Genomic DNA, 17,585 nt, shown 5'->3' with positions numbered 1-17,585 from the left:
TGGCCCCCGTTCGCCCCCGAGCTTGGCGATACTCCACCGGAAACCTCCGGCGGAGGCAAGTTCGCTCGCCGGTTGCGGGAAGAATTCCCAGGCCGTGTCGCGGGAGAGGTGTCGGGGCGGGCGGCCGCCCGCTGCGCCCGCTCAGACCGCGCGCGCGGTCGTCCTCCGGCGCCAGGCGTAGTAGGCCAGGCCGATCGCGAGCCAGACGGAAAGCAGGACGTAGGGCCGCCAGTCCGAACTGAAGCCCAGGGCCGCGATGACCAGGGCCGCCGCCATGCCCAGGACCGAGAGCGTCATCACCGTGCCCCGGCCGAAGCGCAGGCGGGCCTGGGCGTGCACGTCGGGGTGATCCCTGGCGACGTTGAAGGCGGCCAGGCACGAGCCCAGGTACTTCATCATGGTGGGGATGTTCACGGCGATCAGCAGGAACAGCAGGCTGGAGGGCAGCAGGAGGCCCGCCACCGAGGCGGCGAAGGCCACCATGATCGCCACGTGGGGCGTGCCGTACCGGGGATGGATCTTCCCCAGCGCCGCGGGGAGGACGCCCGAGCGGCCCATGGCGAACAGGAAGCGCGAAAAGACCAGGAAGACGGCGTTCATCGACTTGGTCAGGGCCAGCACCGCGGCCACCACGATGAGCGGCGTGGCCACGGGCCCCAGCGCCACCTTCGCTGCATCCAGCAGCGGCGCCTGACTGGCGGCCAGCGCTTCGGGGCCGACGAGGCTGAGCGCGGTGAACGAGATGGACAGATAGACCACGACGGTAAGCAGCAGCCCGAGCGCCAGCCCGAGCGGCACGGTGGTCTTGGGGTTGGCCACCTCCTCGCCGACCTCGGTGGCGGTCTCGATTCCCAGGAAGAGCTGGATCATCAGCGGAAGCGCCGCAAGGATCGGCAACCAGCCGCCGGACGCCGCCTCGACGAAGAGCTGCGGCTTCATGCTGGGCGCTCCGGCCGCCACGAAGACGGCGAACACCGCCAGCAGGCCCAGCATCAGGATGGTCTGGGCCCGCGCCGCGACGGCCACGCCGATGTAGTTGATCGCACAGACCGCAACGAAGAACGCGAGCATCACCGGCTTGGCCGGCAGCGGAATCACCATGCCGAGATAGTTCACCAGCACCTGGGCCAGGATGATCATCACCACCGCGTTCGACAGAACGCGCAGCCAGACGATCCCGAAGGCGATCAGCGGGTGGGTGAACTCGCGTTGCCATTCGTAGGACGCCGCGGTCTTCGGCACGGCCGAGGCCATGAACGCGTAGACGAGGCCGAACAGCACCATCGGGAGGGCCGCGATCCCCACGGCGATGAGGATGCCGTTCCCCCCGACCTGGGCGGCCGGCCCCAGCACCGAGAAGATGGCGGCGCCAATCGCCGTGCCGGCGCCCAACATGACGAGGTCGATGAGTTTGACCCCGTGGCGAAGCTGTTCGGTCATGTCGTCCCCCTCAGAACCGGCAGGCGGCCTCGGGCGCCGGCGGATCGTCCGTGTAGCAGCCGATCTTGTGAACCTTTTCGGCGCGCCGCACGGGCAGCTCGGACCGAGGCGGCTCGAGGGTCCGGATCGTCCGCGCGTCGCGCCTCGGAGCCGGCACGCTCAGGGCGCCTTCGAGACGGGCGGCGGCGGCGCGAAGGGCTTCACCGACAGGTGCTCGTAGATCTCGGCGGGATAGAAGGCCACGCCGCCCACCATGGTCATCCGCACCTTGCGGATGTCGCGGATATCGGCCGTGGGATCGCCGCCGATCAGGATGAAGTCGGCCAGCTTGCCGCGCTGGATCGTTCCCAGGTCACCATCGCGGCGGAAATAGCGCTCCGCATCGAGCGTGCCGATCCGCAGGGCCTTGGCCGCCGGGATACCAGCCTCGACGTAGAGCTCCATCTCGCGATGGGACGAGAAACCCGTCCCGTCGTCCGTTCCGGGCAGAAGCTGGACGCCGGCGTCGTCCAGCATCTTCACCACCTCGAGCACCTTCCGGAACCCGGCCTGGTAGTCGGCGTCGTCCCGAGGGCTGTTGATGGTGACGAAATTGCGCTTCCGGTAGCGCTGGTACCCGATCGGCGCATGATCGAGGTAGGGCGCGTCGCCCGCCTGCACTTCGCCCGAGCGCGACAGCATCAGGCGTTCGAGGATCATGGCGGTGGTGTCGAGCGCCGTTCCCCTCTCCTTCATCAGCCGCACCGTCGCCTGGACACGTTCCGACGAGAGGTCCAGGTCCTTGCCCCGGGCCATGCCGGTGAGGCGCAACGGCGTGCGCGTGTCCTCCTTCGGGTCCAGAATCCAGCCCAGCATGAGCTGGTTGATGTGGGCGATGTCGTCGTAGCCGTCGCGGATCACCCGGTCGGGCGACGAGAAGGCGGGGACGTGGCCGCTGACGCCCATGCCCAGCCGCTTGGCCTCGGCCGCCACCGGCGCCACCCAGTCTGGATTGAAGCTGTTGTAGATCTTGATCTGCCAGTAGCCATGGTCGGCGTACCAGCGGACGTGGTCCAGCGCCTGGGGCAGGCTGTCGGCGATGCGGCCGTTGCGCGCCGAGAACGGGCTGCGCCCCTCCAGGAAGCCGTTGCGCACGATCCGCGGGCCGATCAGCCGGCCGGTGCGCAGGCCCTCCATCATCTCCAGCAGCGCGTCGTTGTCGTTGCCCTGGTCCCGGACCGCCGTAACCCCGGCCGCGAGGTTGAAGAGGTTGGACGAGAAGCTGGAATGGGCGTGCATGTCGTGCAGGCCCGGCATCAGCACGCCGCCCTGCCCGTCGATCAGGGTTTCGCCCGGGCGCATGGGGGTCGACGCGCCCATCGGGGCCACGCCGGCGATGCGGTCCCGGAAGACCAACACTTCGGACGGGGCGCCCACGGTCATGCTCTCGGGGTCGTAGATGCGCACGTTGCGAATGCGGACCGGCCCGTCGAACCGGTGGGCCAGCGCCTTCGCCGCATCCTCGGCGCGCTGGATGGAGATTTCCCGCTGGAGCGCCTCGAGCCGCGGCGCATGGGCCTCGTAGCCCTCCCGGATCAGGCGCCCGCCGCCAGTGCCGAACAGCTCGCCCCGGGAATCGACGAGCACATAGTCGGGGCTGAGGTCGATGCCGGACAGCTCGTAGACCGTCAGCGAGACCGGCTCCTTGCCCTGTCCCCCCGGCAGGGTGATCTTCCGCACCTCCGTCAGGCGCATTTCGCCCGAGGGCAGGACCGGAAGCGTCCGGCCGGGCGCCTTCAGCAGGGCCTTCACATAGACGCCCAGCATCCACGGGCTGACGTCGTTGCCGATGTAGAGGATGGGCTTCGCCGCCGGCCGACGCCCTTGATCCGCCTGGCTCGTCCACTCGGCCTGGCCGTCGGTCCAGGCGAACCGCTCGCTGACCGGGCTGCCGAACAGCGACGATCCCTCGATGGTCCAGGAAACCGGCATGCCGGCCGCATCGAACCGGATCTGCTCCTTCGCCTTGGGCCCTCGCCCATTGTTGCTGACCGCGTAGTCGACCGATGCGGCGCGCCCCTCGTGCTCGGCGACCAGGTGGCCCACCTTTTCGCCGTTGGCCAGGACCGTGAACCTCTGCGTCGCCGCGGCCGCTGGCTGGGCCGTGGCGAGGGCCAGCGCGGCCAGGACGAAAGCGGCGCGGATGGGCATTCGGTCATCCCCAGGGTCAGTGGAGCAAGGTCAGGCTAGCAAGGGTCGGGCGAGCAAGGGTCGGGCGAGCAAGGGTCGGGCAAGCACGGACAAGACAGGTCGAGCTCGCAACATCGTACCTCGGCGCGGCGGCATTTCTATTCGATCTGCCGGATCGCCCCCCGAACCGCGACAAGTTCAATGCAGAGCGCGCGGACACGCCACATAGCCTATTCCCGCCCGGTGGCGGCCCTACGCCACAACGCAATGAAAATCCGCCACGGCCTCGCTAGCCTGAGGCGGCTCACGGAAAACGGGCTTACGGGAGACGACGATGGCGGGCTTCACCAAGCGCGACCTTCTGGCGGCGGGCGCCGTCGCCGCGGCCGGGGCGACGGCCCTGGCGCAGGCCCAGCCCGCGGCCTCGGCCACAGCGTCTTCGGCGCCCGTCGTGACCCGCCGCACCGGCGTCTTCAACGGCCGGAAGGTCGCCTACGCGGCCACGGTCGGCGAAACCCTGATCGCGGGCGCCGACGGCCAGCCCACGGCCCGGTTCGTCACCACATCCTATGTCGCCGAGAAGGCCGATCCCGCGAAGCGTCCGGTTCTCTTCGCGTTCAACGGCGGACCCAGTTCCTCGTCGGCGACCCTGCACATGCTGGCGCTCGGTCCCAAGCGCTACCGCGTCGCCCAGGACCCCAGGGCGCCGGCCCTGGGCCTCGAACTGGTGGACAACACCGAGACGGTGCTGGACGTGGCGGACATCGTCCTGATCGACCCGGCCGAGACCGGCTGGTCCCGGATCCTGCCGGCCGGAAAGCGGGACTATTTCTATTCGGTCGAGGGCGACGCCCGGTCCGTCTCGGACTTCGTGGTCGCCTGGTGCCGCGCCAACGGCCGCGAGGCCTCGCCGAAGTACGTGCTGGGCGAGAGCTACGGCACCCTGCGCGCCGCGCTCATGGCCGGCCAGTTGGCGGACCTCATGCCGCTGGAGGGCGTGTTCCTCTTCGGCCAGGCGGTCAATATGATCGAAACCAGCCAGCGGGCGAAGAACGTCCTGGCCTACGCCACCAACCTCACGGCGCTGGCCGCCGTCGCCGCCTATCACGGGCGCGCGCCGGCCTGGAAAGGCCGCCCCATCGAGGCGGCGGTCGACGAGTCCTACGCCTGGGGGATGGGCGAATACCTCCAGGCCCTGCTCCGCGGCCACGACCTGCCGGCCGCCGAGCGAAGGACGGTGGCGGACAAGCTTCAGGCGATGACGGGAATCGGCGCCGACTACTATCTGGCCAACGACCTGCAGATCACCAAGATCGCCTTCCTGCGCGAGCTGCTGAAGGGCGAGGATCAGCTCCTCGGCATGTACGACGCCCGCTACGCCGGTGCTGCGCCCGCGGCGGGCCAGCGGCCCCAGGACCCCTTCGGTCCGGTCATCGGACTCACCCGGCCGGCCATGCTGGCCCACTACCAGCAGAACCTCGGCGTCTCCCGTTCGCCCGACGACTACCGCAGCGGCGCGCCCGGAACCTCGGGCTGGGCGTGGGACGGCACGCTGGGGCCGGGCGGTCCGTTCCTCGACTACGACTACCAGGCGCGCATCGGCCCGGCTTTTCGGGCCAATCCCAAGTTCCGCCTGATGATCGGCACGGGCGTCTACGACCTGACCACCACCGTCGGCCCCGCCCGCTACATGGTGACCAAGAGCGACTGGCCGCGCGACCGGGTCTTCCAGCGCCAGTATGAAGGCGGACACATGGCCTACACCCACGAGCCCACGCTGAAGGCCTTCAACGCCGACATCCGCGCCTGGGTGACCGGCGGCGCGCCGCGGTAGAGGCCGGCATGCGACGCGCGCTCACCTCCGCCTTCACCCTGGCGCTGGCCTTCGCCACGCCGGCCCTGGCGCTGCCCACCGCGGAGCGCCCCGTCGTCACGCGGCACGAGATCCTCATCGGCGGCAAGCCGCTGCGCTACGAGGCCGAGACGGGACGCATCGCCATCCGCGACGCCGAGACCGGTCAGCCGCGCGGGTTCATGTTCTACATCGCCTACCGCGTCCCCGCGTCCGGCAAGCCGCGCCCCCTGGCGTTCGTCTGGAACGGCGGACCCGGCGCCAATTCGGCGACCCTGCACTTCGAGGTGGCCGGGCCGAAACGCGGCGAAGGCGCGCGCCTCGTGGACAACGCCGAGACCTGGCTCACCCACGCCGACCTCGTCTTCGTGGACCCCATCGGCACGGGGTTCAGCCGACCGGCCAGGGCCGAGGACGCCCAGGCATTCTACGGGACGCGTGGCGACGTGGCGTCGGTGACCGAGTTCGTCCGGTCCTGGCGGCTGCTCCACGGCGCCGAGGCCCAGCCGCTCTACCTGATCGGCGAGAGCTGGGGCGCCGGGCGCGCGGCCAATGTCGGCCACGCCCTGATGACGCGGGGCATTCCCGTGGCAGGCCTGGGCCTCGTCTCGGGCGGCACGGGCCTCTCCCGGCTGGGGGACGACGCGCCGGTCAGCCATCTGCGGATCGCGGGCTATGCCGCGACCGCGCTTCACCACGGCCGGCTGGCCCCCGACGTGGGGGCGACGCCCGAGGCGGTGCGCCGGACCGCCGAGGCCTGGGCGCGCGACGTCTACGGCCCCGCGCTGGCCCGGCGCGACAGCCTGACGACCGACGAGCGCGAGACCATCGCCGCCGGGCTCTCGCGCCTGATCGGCATCCCCATTGCGAGGATCGACCGCCAGACCCTGATCGTCACGCCGCGGCAGTTCCGCACCGAGCTCGTCCCCGGCAAGACGCTGAACGTCTTCGACATGCGCATCGCCGACGAGCCGCGCGTGTCCGCCCGGGACGCCATCCTCGCCTATCTGCGCGGCGACCTCGGCTATCGTACCGACCTCCCCTATGTCGGGCTCGAACCTCTTACCGACGGCTACCTGCCGGACGGCAAGGCGCCCCAGGGCGTGGGCGCGCGCTGGGACTACGCCACCGGCCCCGTCACCCCCGAGGAACGGCAGGCGGCTATCGCCGAGGCGGTACGGACGGGCGCCGGGCCGCCCAAGCTGGGGCCGCCGCTGCCCGCGACGGCCGAGGCGGCGGCGCTCGATCCGCAGCTGAGGGTGCTGGTGGCCTCTGGACTCTACGATTCGCTCGCCAACTGCGCCGGCGACGACGAGACCGCCCGAAACCTGCCGCCCGCTCTCAAGGCCGCCATGTCGTTCCGCTGCTACCCCGGCGGCCACATGATGTATCGGGAAGCGCCCGTCCGGGTGCAGTTCAGCAACGATATCCGTGCGCTTGTGAGCGGCCGGTAACCCTTCCCCAGGCCCTTGACACTGGCCGACGACGAGCAGTTAATGACCCTTGGTCATTAGGGTGATCGTCATGGGTAAGCCGCCTCGGCGGCGCCTCTCGCCCGAGGCGCGCCGGCTGGAGATCGTCGAAGCCGCCGAGAGGCTGCTCCAGGCCCACGGCGCCGATGTGAGGGTCGAAGATGTCGTCCGAGCGGCGGGGATCGCGAAGGGCACCTTCTTCCTCTACTTCCCGACATGGGATGACTTGCTAGAAACCGTGCGCGGTCGCCTGGTGTCCGAGTTCGACGTTACCCATCCCCTGCCCACCGAGGTCGAGAGCCCGGTGGACTGGCCCGGACTGGTGGACGCCCAGGCCATCGCCTTCATCGACTTCACGCTGTCACGACGCGGTTTCGGAGAGGCGATCTTCCATTCCGATTTCGCCGAACGGCGACCGCTGGCCGACAACGGCATTGCACGCATCGCGGCGATCATCCGCGCCGGCCAGGAAGCGAAATCCTTCGGTCCGGTCGATCCCGACGCCACGGCGCGCCTGCTCTTCGCCGCTACACACGAGACCGCTGACACCATCGCCGCAGGCGCCGGGCGCGAGGCGGCGATAGCCGCCTTGCTGAACCTGCTCCGGCGCACCCTCGCGCCGTGACCTAGAGGGAAGGACCCGAGATGAGCGAGACCCCCGCGATCATGAACCCCGTGAATATCCGATACATGGTCGGTGACGTACTGGCCTGCGTGGACTGGTACGTCCGTCACTTCGGCTTCCGCCAACTGCCCAACATCTCTCCCGTCTTCGCCGCGGTCGAACGCGGTCCGATCCGCCTGCTGCTGAGCGGCAAGGGCAGTTCCGCAGGTTACCCCATGCCGGACGGCCGCCAGCCCGAACCCGGCGGCTGGAACCGCTTCCAGATCATCGTCGGCGACATCGTCACCGAGGTTGAACGTCTACGCGCCGAGGGCGTGGCGTTCCGCAACGACATCGTCCGCGGCCCGGGCGGCGCACAGATCCTGGCGGAGGATCCGTCCGGCAATGTGGTGGAGCTGTTCCAGCCTGCGACCTTGGGCTGAAGCGCAGGCCAGTTCCGGACCGCACAGACAGCCCGGCACGATGGGTGATCGTCGCGTCTGCGAACGCCGGCAATTGCGAGAAATCTGTGAGGTTGGGGACGCCGGAGCCCCTAGTGGTCGGCGTCTCCTACTTCGCGTCGTACAGCGCCTTGACCGCCGCCAGATCCTGCACCACGTGCCCCAGGGATTTGTAGACGGTGATCTGGTCGGGCGACTGGCGGCCGGGGATGTCCCCGGCCAGCACCTGTCCGATCTCGCCCACGACGTGGTCGTCCCCCACCAGGCCGGCCTCCCTGGCTTTCAGAAACTCGGCCCCCTGGGCCAGCACGCCTTCGCGGCTGTCGGCGATGAAGCGGGAGACGGTGACCACGTCGTGGTCCACCTCGGTGGGCCCGGCGTAGCTGGAGCCCACCAAATTCAGGTGGGCGCCCGGCAATATCCAGCGACCGAGCAGGATCGGCTCCCGGGCGTTGGTGACCGTGCAGACGATCTCGGCCTCGGCGACACAGGTCTCAACATCCTTGGCGGCCACGGTGGCGACACCGGTTTCGGCGCCCATGCGCTCGGCGAAGGCGGCCGCCCGGCCGGGATCGCGGCCCCACACCGAGACCCGCGACAGACGCCGAACCTGGGCGATCGCGCGGATGTGGGTGGCCGCCTGCTCGCCGTACCCCAGGACGGCCAGCCGCGACGCCGCGGGCCGCGCCAGGGCGTCGGTCGCCACCGCACTGGCCGCGGCGGTGCGGATCGCCGTGATCTCTCCGGCGTGCGCGACGCAGACGGGAACCCCGGTCTCGCCGTCGAAGAGGACCACCACCCCCTGGTGCGACTGGAGTCCCTTGGAGAAGTTGTCGGGGAAGACGCTGATCAGCTTGGCGCCGAACACCGCGCGCTCACCCAGGGCGCCCGGCATGATCCCGAACATGCGGCCGTCGGCCAGCGGGATGATCGAGCGCAGAAGTTGCCGCGTCTCGCCGCGCGAGAACGCGATCATGGCCTGGCGGACCAGCGGGATGCAGACCTCGTAGGTCAGTTTCCGCGCGACCTCCTCGCGATCGATCACGCGCATTCCTGAGCCCTCTCATGCAGCCACGTCACGACCGCCAGGTCCTGGACCGCGTGGCCCAGGGACTTGTAGATCGTCACGTCCGAATCTGACGCACGACCGGCGATCTTCCCGGTCAGCACCGTGCCGATTTCGCCCGCGATGTGGTCGTCGCCGACCAGGCCGGCCGCCTTGGCGCGGAGGAACTCGCCGCCATGCGCCAGCACATGTTCCCGGTGATCCACGATGAAGCGCGCCACGGCCACCAGCGCGCCATCGATTTCGGCCTGGCCGGGCCCGCTGGACCCCACGACGTTCACATGGGTTCCGGGCGCGATCCACGCGCCCCGCACCACCGGGTCCGTCGCCGCGGTGACGGTGCAGACGACGTCCGCGCCGGACAGGACGCCGGGCAGATCGCCCGACGTCAGATCGTGTTCGCGGGCGAAGTCGGCCGTCCGCGCCGGATCGCGGCCCCAGACCCGAACCTCGTCGAAGTCGCGCACCTGCCGCAGGGCGGCGAAGTGGGCCTCGGCCTGCCGGCCGGTTCCGACGATGGCGAGGACACGCGCGTCCTTGCGCGCCAGGGCGTCGGTGGCGACGGCGCTGGCGGCGGCGGTGCGGATCGCCGTGACCTCTCCGGCGTCGGCCAGGGCCACAGGCGCGCCCGACCCGCCATCGAACAGCACGACCAGACCTTCGTGCGCCTTCCGGCCCTGGCCGTCATGAAACACGCTGACCAGCTTGGCGCCGAACGCCCCGCGCTCGGACAGGGCGGCGGGCATGATGGCGAACGTACGCCCCTCGCCCAGGCCGATGAAACTGCGCAGAAGCTGACGGACCCGGCCGTCCGAGAGCGCGATCATCGCCTCGCGCACCAGGGGGATGGCCGCCTCGCAGGTCAGACTCTCCCGCACGGCGGCGGCGTCGAACACGTTCAGGCCTGCGATGCTGGCGACCATATCGAACCCTCCGGCGATACTCCCCGCCCCTTCTCCGCCCCCGGGGGAAAACGGGAAACGGCGACGACGCGTGGGATGCGTCGTCGCCGCCTCTGCGCGCGATCCGGGGGGAAGGCCGCGCGGTTCAGAAGCTGGCGCGGAGGCCCACGAAGTACCGCCGCCCCAGGATGTCCCCATAGTTCCGCGTCGGGAACGAGGGCTCCTCGTCCGTGAGGTTCGTGACCCCGGCGCGGAAAGTGTAGTTGAGATAGTCGTACGAGGCCGACACGTTGTGTCGGATGTTCTCCTTGATCGTCGGCGTCGGGGTGTCCTCGATCGTCGAGGTGTAGGTCTGCTTCACCGGCGACAGGTAATTCATCGAGTAGCTGAAGCGGAACGGCCCCTTACGATAGCGCGCATCCAGCCGCATCGACAGGTCGGGCGACGGGCCGAAGTCGGGCGTGGACGAAGTGTTGTCGACCCGCGTGCGGTCCACGCCCGTCACCGAAATCTCGTACTTCTCGATCCGGGTGGCTTCGAGGTTCAGTTCCAGCTCGCCCAGGTCGCGATCGTCGAAATAGCGCCCGATCGGGAAGGTGTAGTTGATGTTGTACACCTCGCCGCGGAACGTGATCCGGCCGGCGTTGAACGTGGTGGAGCGCGCCGTCGCGGTGTTGCCGTCGGCGTCGCGGGTGAAGGTGGCGCAGATGTCGGCCGGCTGCGGCGCGCTGTCGTAGCAGGTCGCCATGAAGCTCTGCGGCGTGAAGGCCGACAGGCCGTCCTTCAGATCGACCTCGACCCGGTCGGCGACGATGGTCAGGCCCGGGATGAAGCTGGGCTGGAAGACGAAGCCGTAGGTCCAGGTCTTGGAGATCTCGTTGCGCAGATCGGGGTTGCCGCCCGAGGTGACGAGGGCGCGCGAGAAATTCTCGGACTGGTTCTGGAAGGTGGCCAGCGGACCGTAACCCGGGTTGGCCGCGAACAGAGCCTGGCAGTTCGCCAGACGCACGGCCGGGTTCGGGCCGCCGGCGATCCGGTCGGCGTCGCAGGGGTCGTTGCCCGAGTTGGCGAGCACAGTGCGCTGGGGCGCAAAGAGTTGGTCCAGGTTGGGCGCGCGGAAGTTACGGCTGCGCGAGGCCCGCAACGCGAAGCCCCGAACCACTTCCCAGCGACCGCCCACACCCCAGACGTCTTCCTTGCCGGCGATGGAGTTGTCGACGTAGCGATAGGCGCCGTTCAGTTCGACCGTACGGGCGAAGGGCAGCGAGAAGTCCCCGCCCAGGACCGGCACCAGGAGTTCGCCCGACAACTCGTCGGTGTTGTAGGCGCCGCCCGAGGCCAGGGTCGGCACCTGGGAACCGACCAGGCCCCGTTGCATCGACTGAAGCGGGACGAACTTGGCCTTCTCCTCACGGTGCTCATAGGCCAAGCTGAACTTCATCTTGCCGGCGGGCAAAGTGAACAGGTCACCCCCGAAGGTGGCGAGGAAATCGTCCTGGGTGTTGAGGTAGTCCTGACCGATCTGGGTGGTGGCGTAGAGGCGCGCCTCGGGGCTCACGTTGCCGACGCCGAACGGATTGATCGGGGCGCAGGCGAGGTCGTCGTTGGCCGTCGTGGCGTCGGCGTTGATGCCGCAGACGATCTGGCCCTGGGCGTTCCGGACCGCGTTGATCGCGTTGTTGAAGCGCGCCGTGTAGACGCCGTAGCCGCGAATCCTGCCGTCCGCCTCGGCGTGGCTGAACGAGAGGCTCCAGTAGAAGTTGCGGTCGCCGAGATCGAAGTCGCCGTCCAGCGAGACCAGCGCGCGAACCGTGTCGGTCTGGTAGTTCTGTTCGCGCGTCGGAAGCAGGTCGCTCCACCACTTGGACAACGAGAGCGGCGCGCCCGCCGGGCCGATCACGGCCAGGACGGCCGGCGACAGGTACGGGTTGGTGCGCGAGATCGAGATGGCTCCCGCGCCGCTGGCCGCGTTGTTCAGGACGGTGTTGCTGGCCTGGTTGCCATAGGGGTCGCGCGTCTCGACCCGCGCGAACAGCAGCTCGCCCGACAGCTTGACACGGTCGGTGATGTCATAGTGACCGATGACCGTGCCGCTCCAGCGCTCGACGCCGGCATAAAGTGCAGCAAGCTCCTGGTAGGGGTTTCCATCGCCGCCGCTGGTGAAAGGCGGCACGGCGTTGTTGAGCAGATTGCCGATGTCGTAGGGGACGAGGCCCGTGCCCGCGGCGTTGAACTGCTGCGGCACGCCGTTCACGCGGTAGATCGAACTGGCGAAGGGCGGACCCGGATTGAACAGGACGCCGTTGGCGTTGAAACTGACGAACCGCGTGTTGAGGTTCTCGGTGACGCCCGGGATGCCGTCGGCCGGACCGGTGTTGCGCGGGTTGGAGATCGTCACCCGGCCCAGGTTCGAGCGCGGGCGGTCGTAGTCGTAGAGCGGGCGCGTCTTGGACCATTCCACGTTCATCGCGACGTTCGCACGGTCGTCGAGGAAGTTGCGGCCCGCCGTGGCGCGCATGCTGTACTGCGGGTAGTCGTCGCGCGAGCTGATGCCGTACTGGGCGTCGAACTCGAGGCCCTCGAAGTCCTGCTTCAGGATGTAGTTCACGACCCCCGCGATGGCGTCCGAACCATAGACGGCCGCGCCGCCGGCCTGGGAGATATCCACGCGCTGGATCAGGCCCGTGGGAATGGTGTTGGTGTCGACGACGCGCTCACCCGCGCCGGCGCCGGCGCCGGCGCCGGCCGAGGTGGTCACGAACCGGCGTCCGTTCACCAGCGTGAGGGTGCGCCCCGCGCCGAGACCGAACAGGTTGGGGAACTGCTGCCCGTTGCCCGCCGCCGAACCGCTGCCGGCCGCCATCGAGAACTGGGGCATGTTGGCGGTGAGTTCGTTGATCGCCTGACCGGCCTGGATGAAGCCCCGATCGGTCAGGGTCTGGGCGTCGAGGACCGTCACCGGCGCGTCGGTGGTGGTCTCGGCCCGCCGGATGCGCGACCCGGTGACGACGATCTCGCCCACCTCGGAGGCGCCCGTCTCCGAAGCCTGAGCCATCGCCGGTTCGGCGCCGATCAGCATCAGCCCGCCGAGCACCGTCGACGCCAGCATCCGCCCGCGAATGGAATTGCCGCTCATCCTGTTCCCCCAGGTGTGACGTGAGCGCCGAAGCCGCGTTTACGCGTGTCCCCAGCCGGACCCCTGCCCTCTTCGAACGGTAGGACCGGCCCGCCGGTTTTTCTTTTCGTTCTTGGAACCGTAGTCCGGCCGACACAGATTGATCATGCAGCCTGTCGGAACCGGGCGCATGGCCAATGCGCCCCCGGCGCCACCCGTGGATCCCGAACCAGCAACGCGTCTCTGCCTTGACACAGGCTGGACGTGCAACCGCTATGCGCGGGCGCACCCTAAGGAGAGATTTCTATGCCCGCCCTGGACGCCATCGACATCAAAATACTGGAGATCATGCAGCGGGACGCGTCGCTGTCGACCGGCGAACTCGCAGAGCGGGTGGGGCTGTCGCAGTCGCCCTGCTGGCGGCGCATCCAGCGCCTGCGGGAGGAAGGCTACATCAAGGCGGTGGTGGCCGTGGTCGACCAGGAAAAGCTGGGCTTCAAGATGCAGATCTTCGCCCAGGTGAAGATGACCACCCTCACCGAACAGGAGCGAGCCCAGTTTTATAGGGCGATCAACAGCATACCTGAAATCCTCGAATGCTGGACCGTCTTCGGCGAGATGGACGCCATGATGAAGATCCTGGCGCCCGACGTGACCTGGTATCAGGACTTCATCTTCTCGGTGCTGCTGAAGCTGCCAGGCGTCGTGGACGTGCGCTCCATCGTGACGCTGTCGGCCCAGAAGAGCACGATGGCGGTGCCGCTCACCGCACGGCAGTTCCGATGAGGGTTGGATAAATCATTCGCCGCCGACCAGGCCGGACTTCAACTTCGGAAGGATAATTCGGCCGCCCCCCGCTAGCCTGCGCTCGGCAAGGAGCCTCGATGGACGTCACCCGCAGAGCCCTGGTCGCCGGCGCCGCCACAGTCCCGGCGGTCGCGCACGCCGCCTCGGCCGATGCCTCGGGAGTCACCGCGAAGCTGCCGGCGAAGGCGGCGTTCGCGAAGATGCCCTACGTCTATCTCGACTCCGGCTCCACCCATCCGATGCCCCTCGGCGCCAGGGCGGCGCTGGAGGAGTACCTGCGCTTCAAGACCCGTGACGCCACATGGACCGGCTACGACATGGGCGCCAAGGAACGCGCGGCGATCGAGGGCTTCGGCGCCCTGGTGGGCGCGGCGCCGGACGAACTCTGCCTCATCCAGTCCACGACCATGGGCGAGAATCTGGTGCTGGCGGCGCTGGGCGTCCCGCGCGGCGGCGGGCGGATCGTGACCGACGCCCTGCACTTCTTCGGCTCGTTCTACACCTACGGCGAACTGGCGAAGGCGGGGATGGACGTCGTCACCCTGCCGATGACCGGCGACGGACGGATCGAGATGGCCGCGCTGGAGGCGGCGGTGAACGCCCGCACGCGGCTGGTCGCGCTCAGCCACGTCTCGACCGTCAACGGCTTCGAGCACGACCTGAAGCGGGTGTGCGACATCGCCCACGCCCACGGCGCCCTCGTTTACGCCGATATCGTCCACGGCGCGGGCTCGACCCCGCTGGACCTGCGGGCGAGCGGCGTCGATTTCGCGGCCTGCTCGTCCTACAAGTGGCTGATGGGCGACTTCGGCCTGGCGTTCCTCTATGTGCGCCGCGAGGTCCGGGATCGGATCGAACGCCCCTGGTGGGGCTATCATCAGGTCGGCGGACGCTTTCAGACCCACCTCTACCCCTTTGATCCTCCAGGGGAACGTCCGGCGGACTATGGCCACGCCAAGGGCGCCGAGGGCCTGTTCGCCATGGGCACGACATCGTGGACGGGGGTCGTCCAGCTCGAACACAGCCTGGGCTTCATCCACGATCTGACCGTGCCGGCGATCCAGGCCTGGCGGCAGCCGATGGCCGACGCCATCCAGGGCGAGCTGCGTCGCCGCGGTTACCGCCCGCTCACGCCCGAGGGCAGCCGCACGCCCCTCGTCGCCTTCGCGCTGAAGGACGCCCGCGCCGGGCTGGCCGAGCCCCTGGCCAGGGCCGGCGTGCGGATGACCGTGGGCGCCAACCGCTTCCGCGTCTCGCTCTCGGTGTTCAACGACATGAACGATGTCGACCGGCTGCTCGAAGCCCTGCCCAAGGTTCCGCCCGCATGAAGACGGCCCTGTTCCTCGCCACAGTCGCCCTGGCTGGAGTCTCATTGGCCGTGCAGCCGGCCTTCGCCCAGACATCCCAGCCGGCGCAATCTCCTCCGACACAGGTCCCACCGTCACAGGCCGCACCGTCACAGGCTGCCGGCCCCTTCGCCATCCCGATGTCGCGGCCGACGCCGCCCGGCCCGGTCGAGCCCCTGGCCGCGCCGAAGCGGTTCACGGCCCAGCGCACGATCGCCGTGAAGGGCCAGAAGGTCGCCTACACCTCGATCGCCGGCGAGACCTACCTGTACAACCGCGCGGGCGACCCCATCGGCTCGCTGTTCTCGTTCACCTACCTCCGGGACGGGCCGCGCGACCCCAGACGGCCGGTGATGTTCGTGTTCAACGGCGGGCCGGGTTCGTCGTCGCTGTGGCTGCACATGGGCGTGGTGGGGCCGCGCCGCGTCGTCCTGGATCGCGAGGTGAACCCGTCCAACACGCCGCCCTTCGGCGTCGCCGACAACCCCTACAGCGTGCTGGACGTGGCCGACCTCGTGTTCATCGACCCTGTCGGCACCGGCTGGTCGCGCGTCGTGGGCAAAGGCTCCACCGCCGATTTCTGGGGCGTCGACGAAGACGCCGACACCGTGGCCCAGTTCATCGAGCTGTGGCTGACCGAACATGGCCGCTGGGGTTCGCCCAAGTTCGTCATGGGCGAGAGCTACGGCTCGATCCGGGCCGCCGTCCTGCCGCGGGCGCTGATGGGCGGGCCTCTGTATGTGGGCCTGATGCGCGGCGTCACCCTGAACGGCGTCGTGCTGCTGGGGACCACGCTGGGCGCGCGCGGCGCGTCCGGAGAGGCGGGCGGGGCCGAGGTGCGTCAGGCGCTGCAACTGCCCGCCCTGGCCGACACCGCCTGGTATCACGAGCGCATCGACCGCAGGGGCCGCAGCCTGGAGGCCTTCCACCAGGAGGTTCGGGCCTTCGCCCAGGGCGACTACGCCGAGGCGCTGAAGCGGGATCGCGCGGGCCAGCTCTCCGTCGCCGAGCGCGACGCGATGGCCGCACGCCTGGCCGGCTACACGGGCCTGGCGCCCGAGGTCTGGGCGAAGTCGCTGCGCCTCTCCGACGCCGAGTTCTCGCGCCGGCTGCTGGCCGACCGGGGCCTGCAGGTGGGCGTCTACGACAGCCGTTACACCCTGCCCCTGGCCGGGAGCGGCGGCGATCCGGTCGGCGACGATCCGGCGATGGGCCGCTATGTCCCGGGCTTCGTCGCCGCCTTCCACCAGATGGCGTCCGAGGACCTGAAGATCCGCATGGAGCGGCCCTACGGCGCCATCGTCTGGAAGGACCTGTTGCCCGCCTGGAACTGGAACCGGACGGGCGTGCCGCCGGGCCAGAGCTTCGCGACGGACCTGGCCGTCGCCATGCGTCGCAACGAGACGATGCGGGTTCTGGTGGCCTCGGGCTACTACGACCTCGCCACCCACACGGCGCCGGCCGAGTACGAGATTCAGCAGGCCGGCCTCCCCGCCGACCGCGTCATGCTGCGCCGCTATGCGTCGGGTCACATGCTCTACCTGGGCGACACCGCCGAAGCCTTCGCCGACGACGTCCGCACGCTGATCCGGGCGGCGTCGAAGTAGGTCGGGCCGGGGTCTTTGCAAGACCGGACGGGCCACCGTCGCGATTTAGGTGAGGTCAGCTTCGAGACCAGAAGGCGATGACGGTTCACGATCCTTAGGCGATCTTGAGTCGTTTGCTTGCTAGCGTCGGCGGGCTTCGCGATACGTAATGGATGAAGACTGTCGCTCTACAGTAGGCTGAAGCGCGCCTGAGGCGCGCAAAGAATTCTCTCATAGAAATGGAAAAGGCGAGAAAATTTTCGGATTTGGACGATAGTTGGGCAAATTTCCTCGTCGCCACAAGGCTCGTATTTGCCAAGCTCGGAGCGGGGGCGAAGGGCGATTCCACGAGTGAGGGATGGTTCGCACGCGTGCTCGGTGAGCAAAGATCAGACCCGCTGTTGAGCTTCGTATTGTATGCTCGCAACGCGGAGGAGCATGGTATCGAACGCTCTATAGAACACGCCTACGACATTCGGGTGGTTGAGGGCCTTAGGCTTGAAGTTGATGTAACCTTCGAGCCGAATGGAGATGTGACCTTCCGCAATACGCACGATCCCAGCGAGGTCATCTACTTTGCTCTGAAGGGCACCCCAAAGGCAATCACCGATAGCCGTTCGGGCCACACCTTTACGCCGCCGACGGAGCACCTGGGGTCGCTAATGCCCGACACGTCAATTTTCGGGATTGCCCATGCGGCAGTTGCTCACCTTGAGAGGCTTATTGGCGATGCAGGGCGGCTTCCTCAAAGGAAGTGAGCACGTG

General features: G+C 68.8%; 14 protein-coding genes. 8 read left to right on the top strand and 6 right to left on the bottom strand.

The features are described from left to right. Nucleotides 1-141: 141 nt before the first annotated feature. The 3 genes from ABS78_RS15280 to ABS78_RS15270 are packed head-to-tail and all read right to left on the bottom strand — an operon-like array spanning nucleotide 142 to nucleotide 3,630. Entirely contained in the window at nucleotides 142-1,440 is a 1,299-nt protein-coding gene (locus tag ABS78_RS15280) for an amino acid permease (RefSeq protein WP_293381015.1), read from the bottom strand. Between the two features lie 10 nt (nucleotides 1,441-1,450). After that, on the bottom strand, nucleotides 1,451-1,597 hold the full coding sequence (locus tag ABS78_RS15275) for a hypothetical protein (protein ID WP_293381012.1): 147 nt from the start codon (nucleotides 1,595-1,597) through the stop codon (nucleotides 1,451-1,453). A 2-nt stretch (nucleotides 1,598-1,599) separates the two neighbouring features. After that, the gene (locus ABS78_RS15270) at nucleotides 1,600-3,630 is read right to left on the bottom strand and encodes an amidohydrolase family protein (RefSeq protein WP_293381009.1); all 2,031 of its coding nucleotides are present in this window, start codon (nucleotides 3,628-3,630) and stop codon (nucleotides 1,600-1,602) included. Nucleotides 3,631-3,943: 313 nt separating this feature from the next. Here ABS78_RS15270 and ABS78_RS15265 point away from each other — a divergent pair, with 313 nt between their 5' ends. The 4 genes from ABS78_RS15265 to ABS78_RS15250 all read left to right on the top strand — a co-directional run bounded on the left by ABS78_RS15265 (nucleotide 3,944) and on the right by ABS78_RS15250 (nucleotide 7,980). Continuing rightward, the gene (locus tag ABS78_RS15265) at nucleotides 3,944-5,443 is read left to right on the top strand and encodes a hypothetical protein (protein ID WP_293381006.1); all 1,500 of its coding nucleotides are present in this window, start codon (nucleotides 3,944-3,946) and stop codon (nucleotides 5,441-5,443) included. Between the two features lie 8 nt (nucleotides 5,444-5,451). Beyond that, nucleotides 5,452-6,915, top strand: a complete 1,464-nt coding sequence (locus tag ABS78_RS15260) for a peptidase S10 (protein WP_293381003.1) — start codon at nucleotides 5,452-5,454, stop codon at nucleotides 6,913-6,915. A gap of 70 nt (nucleotides 6,916-6,985) precedes the next feature. Continuing rightward, on the top strand, nucleotides 6,986-7,558 hold the full coding sequence (locus tag ABS78_RS15255; protein WP_293381000.1) for a TetR/AcrR family transcriptional regulator: 573 nt from the start codon (nucleotides 6,986-6,988) through the stop codon (nucleotides 7,556-7,558). A 20-nt stretch (nucleotides 7,559-7,578) separates the two neighbouring features. After that, complete coding sequence (locus ABS78_RS15250; RefSeq protein ID WP_293380997.1) at nucleotides 7,579-7,980, top strand: VOC family protein; 402 nt, start codon at nucleotides 7,579-7,581, stop codon at nucleotides 7,978-7,980. Between the two features lie 127 nt (nucleotides 7,981-8,107). Here the strand turns inward: ABS78_RS15250 and ABS78_RS15245 are convergent, their stop codons facing one another. From ABS78_RS15245 to ABS78_RS15235, 3 genes are all read right to left on the bottom strand, one after another. Further along, nucleotides 8,108-9,049, bottom strand: a complete 942-nt coding sequence (locus ABS78_RS15245) for an ornithine cyclodeaminase family protein (protein ID WP_293380994.1) — start codon at nucleotides 9,047-9,049, stop codon at nucleotides 8,108-8,110. Then, entirely contained in the window at nucleotides 9,040-9,987 is a 948-nt protein-coding gene (locus ABS78_RS15240) for an ornithine cyclodeaminase family protein (RefSeq protein ID WP_293380991.1), read from the bottom strand. The genes ABS78_RS15245 and ABS78_RS15240 overlap by 10 nt, the downstream gene beginning before the upstream one ends. A 124-nt stretch (nucleotides 9,988-10,111) precedes the next feature. After that, nucleotides 10,112-13,102, bottom strand: a complete 2,991-nt coding sequence (locus ABS78_RS15235) for a TonB-dependent receptor (RefSeq protein WP_293380987.1) — start codon at nucleotides 13,100-13,102, stop codon at nucleotides 10,112-10,114. Between the two features lie 285 nt (nucleotides 13,103-13,387). Here ABS78_RS15235 and ABS78_RS15230 point away from each other — a divergent pair, with 285 nt between their 5' ends. The 4 genes from ABS78_RS15230 to ABS78_RS15215 all read left to right on the top strand — a co-directional run bounded on the left by ABS78_RS15230 (nucleotide 13,388) and on the right by ABS78_RS15215 (nucleotide 17,578). Continuing rightward, entirely contained in the window at nucleotides 13,388-13,867 is a 480-nt protein-coding gene (locus tag ABS78_RS15230) for an Lrp/AsnC family transcriptional regulator (protein ID WP_293380984.1), read from the top strand. Nucleotides 13,868-13,965: 98 nt separating this feature from the next. Then, nucleotides 13,966-15,216, top strand: a complete 1,251-nt coding sequence (locus tag ABS78_RS15225) for an aminotransferase class V-fold PLP-dependent enzyme (protein ID WP_293380981.1) — start codon at nucleotides 13,966-13,968, stop codon at nucleotides 15,214-15,216. Next, entirely contained in the window at nucleotides 15,213-16,841 is a 1,629-nt protein-coding gene (locus ABS78_RS15220) for a hypothetical protein (RefSeq protein WP_293380978.1), read from the top strand. Before ABS78_RS15225 ends, ABS78_RS15220 begins: the two co-directional genes overlap by 4 nt. 218 nt (nucleotides 16,842-17,059) lie before the next feature. Continuing rightward, complete coding sequence (locus tag ABS78_RS15215; RefSeq protein WP_293380975.1) at nucleotides 17,060-17,578, top strand: hypothetical protein; 519 nt, start codon at nucleotides 17,060-17,062, stop codon at nucleotides 17,576-17,578. Nucleotides 17,579-17,585 lie beyond the last annotated feature (7 nt).

This window comes from Phenylobacterium sp. SCN 70-31 (assembly GCF_001724605.1).
Lineage (GTDB): Bacteria > Pseudomonadota > Alphaproteobacteria > Caulobacterales > Caulobacteraceae > Phenylobacterium.
The sequence above is the reverse complement of the archived record's forward strand: the minus strand, read 5'-3'. Positions and strand labels throughout refer to the sequence as shown.

Bases quoted from the DNA above. Each gene is read 5' to 3' on its own strand.
- ABS78_RS15280 (WP_293381015.1), bottom strand. From the start codon at position 1,440: ATGACCGAACAGCTTCGCCACGGGGTCAAACTCATCGACCTCGTCATG.
- ABS78_RS15270 (WP_293381009.1), bottom strand. From the start codon at position 3,630: ATGCCCATCCGCGCCGCTTTCGTCCTGGCCGCGCTGGCCCTCGCCACG.
- ABS78_RS15265 (WP_293381006.1), top strand. From the start codon at position 3,944: ATGGCGGGCTTCACCAAGCGCGACCTTCTGGCGGCGGGCGCCGTCGCC.
- ABS78_RS15260 (WP_293381003.1), top strand. From the start codon at position 5,452: ATGCGACGCGCGCTCACCTCCGCCTTCACCCTGGCGCTGGCCTTCGCC.
- ABS78_RS15255 (WP_293381000.1), top strand. From the start codon at position 6,986: ATGGGTAAGCCGCCTCGGCGGCGCCTCTCGCCCGAGGCGCGCCGGCTG.
- ABS78_RS15250 (WP_293380997.1), top strand. From the start codon at position 7,579: ATGAGCGAGACCCCCGCGATCATGAACCCCGTGAATATCCGATACATG.
- ABS78_RS15245 (WP_293380994.1), bottom strand. From the start codon at position 9,049: ATGCGCGTGATCGATCGCGAGGAGGTCGCGCGGAAACTGACCTACGAG.
- ABS78_RS15240 (WP_293380991.1), bottom strand. From the start codon at position 9,987: ATGGTCGCCAGCATCGCAGGCCTGAACGTGTTCGACGCCGCCGCCGTG.
- ABS78_RS15235 (WP_293380987.1), bottom strand. From the start codon at position 13,102: ATGAGCGGCAATTCCATTCGCGGGCGGATGCTGGCGTCGACGGTGCTC.
- ABS78_RS15230 (WP_293380984.1), top strand. From the start codon at position 13,388: ATGCCCGCCCTGGACGCCATCGACATCAAAATACTGGAGATCATGCAG.
- ABS78_RS15225 (WP_293380981.1), top strand. From the start codon at position 13,966: ATGGACGTCACCCGCAGAGCCCTGGTCGCCGGCGCCGCCACAGTCCCG.
- ABS78_RS15220 (WP_293380978.1), top strand. From the start codon at position 15,213: ATGAAGACGGCCCTGTTCCTCGCCACAGTCGCCCTGGCTGGAGTCTCA.
- ABS78_RS15215 (WP_293380975.1), top strand. From the start codon at position 17,060: ATGGAAAAGGCGAGAAAATTTTCGGATTTGGACGATAGTTGGGCAAAT.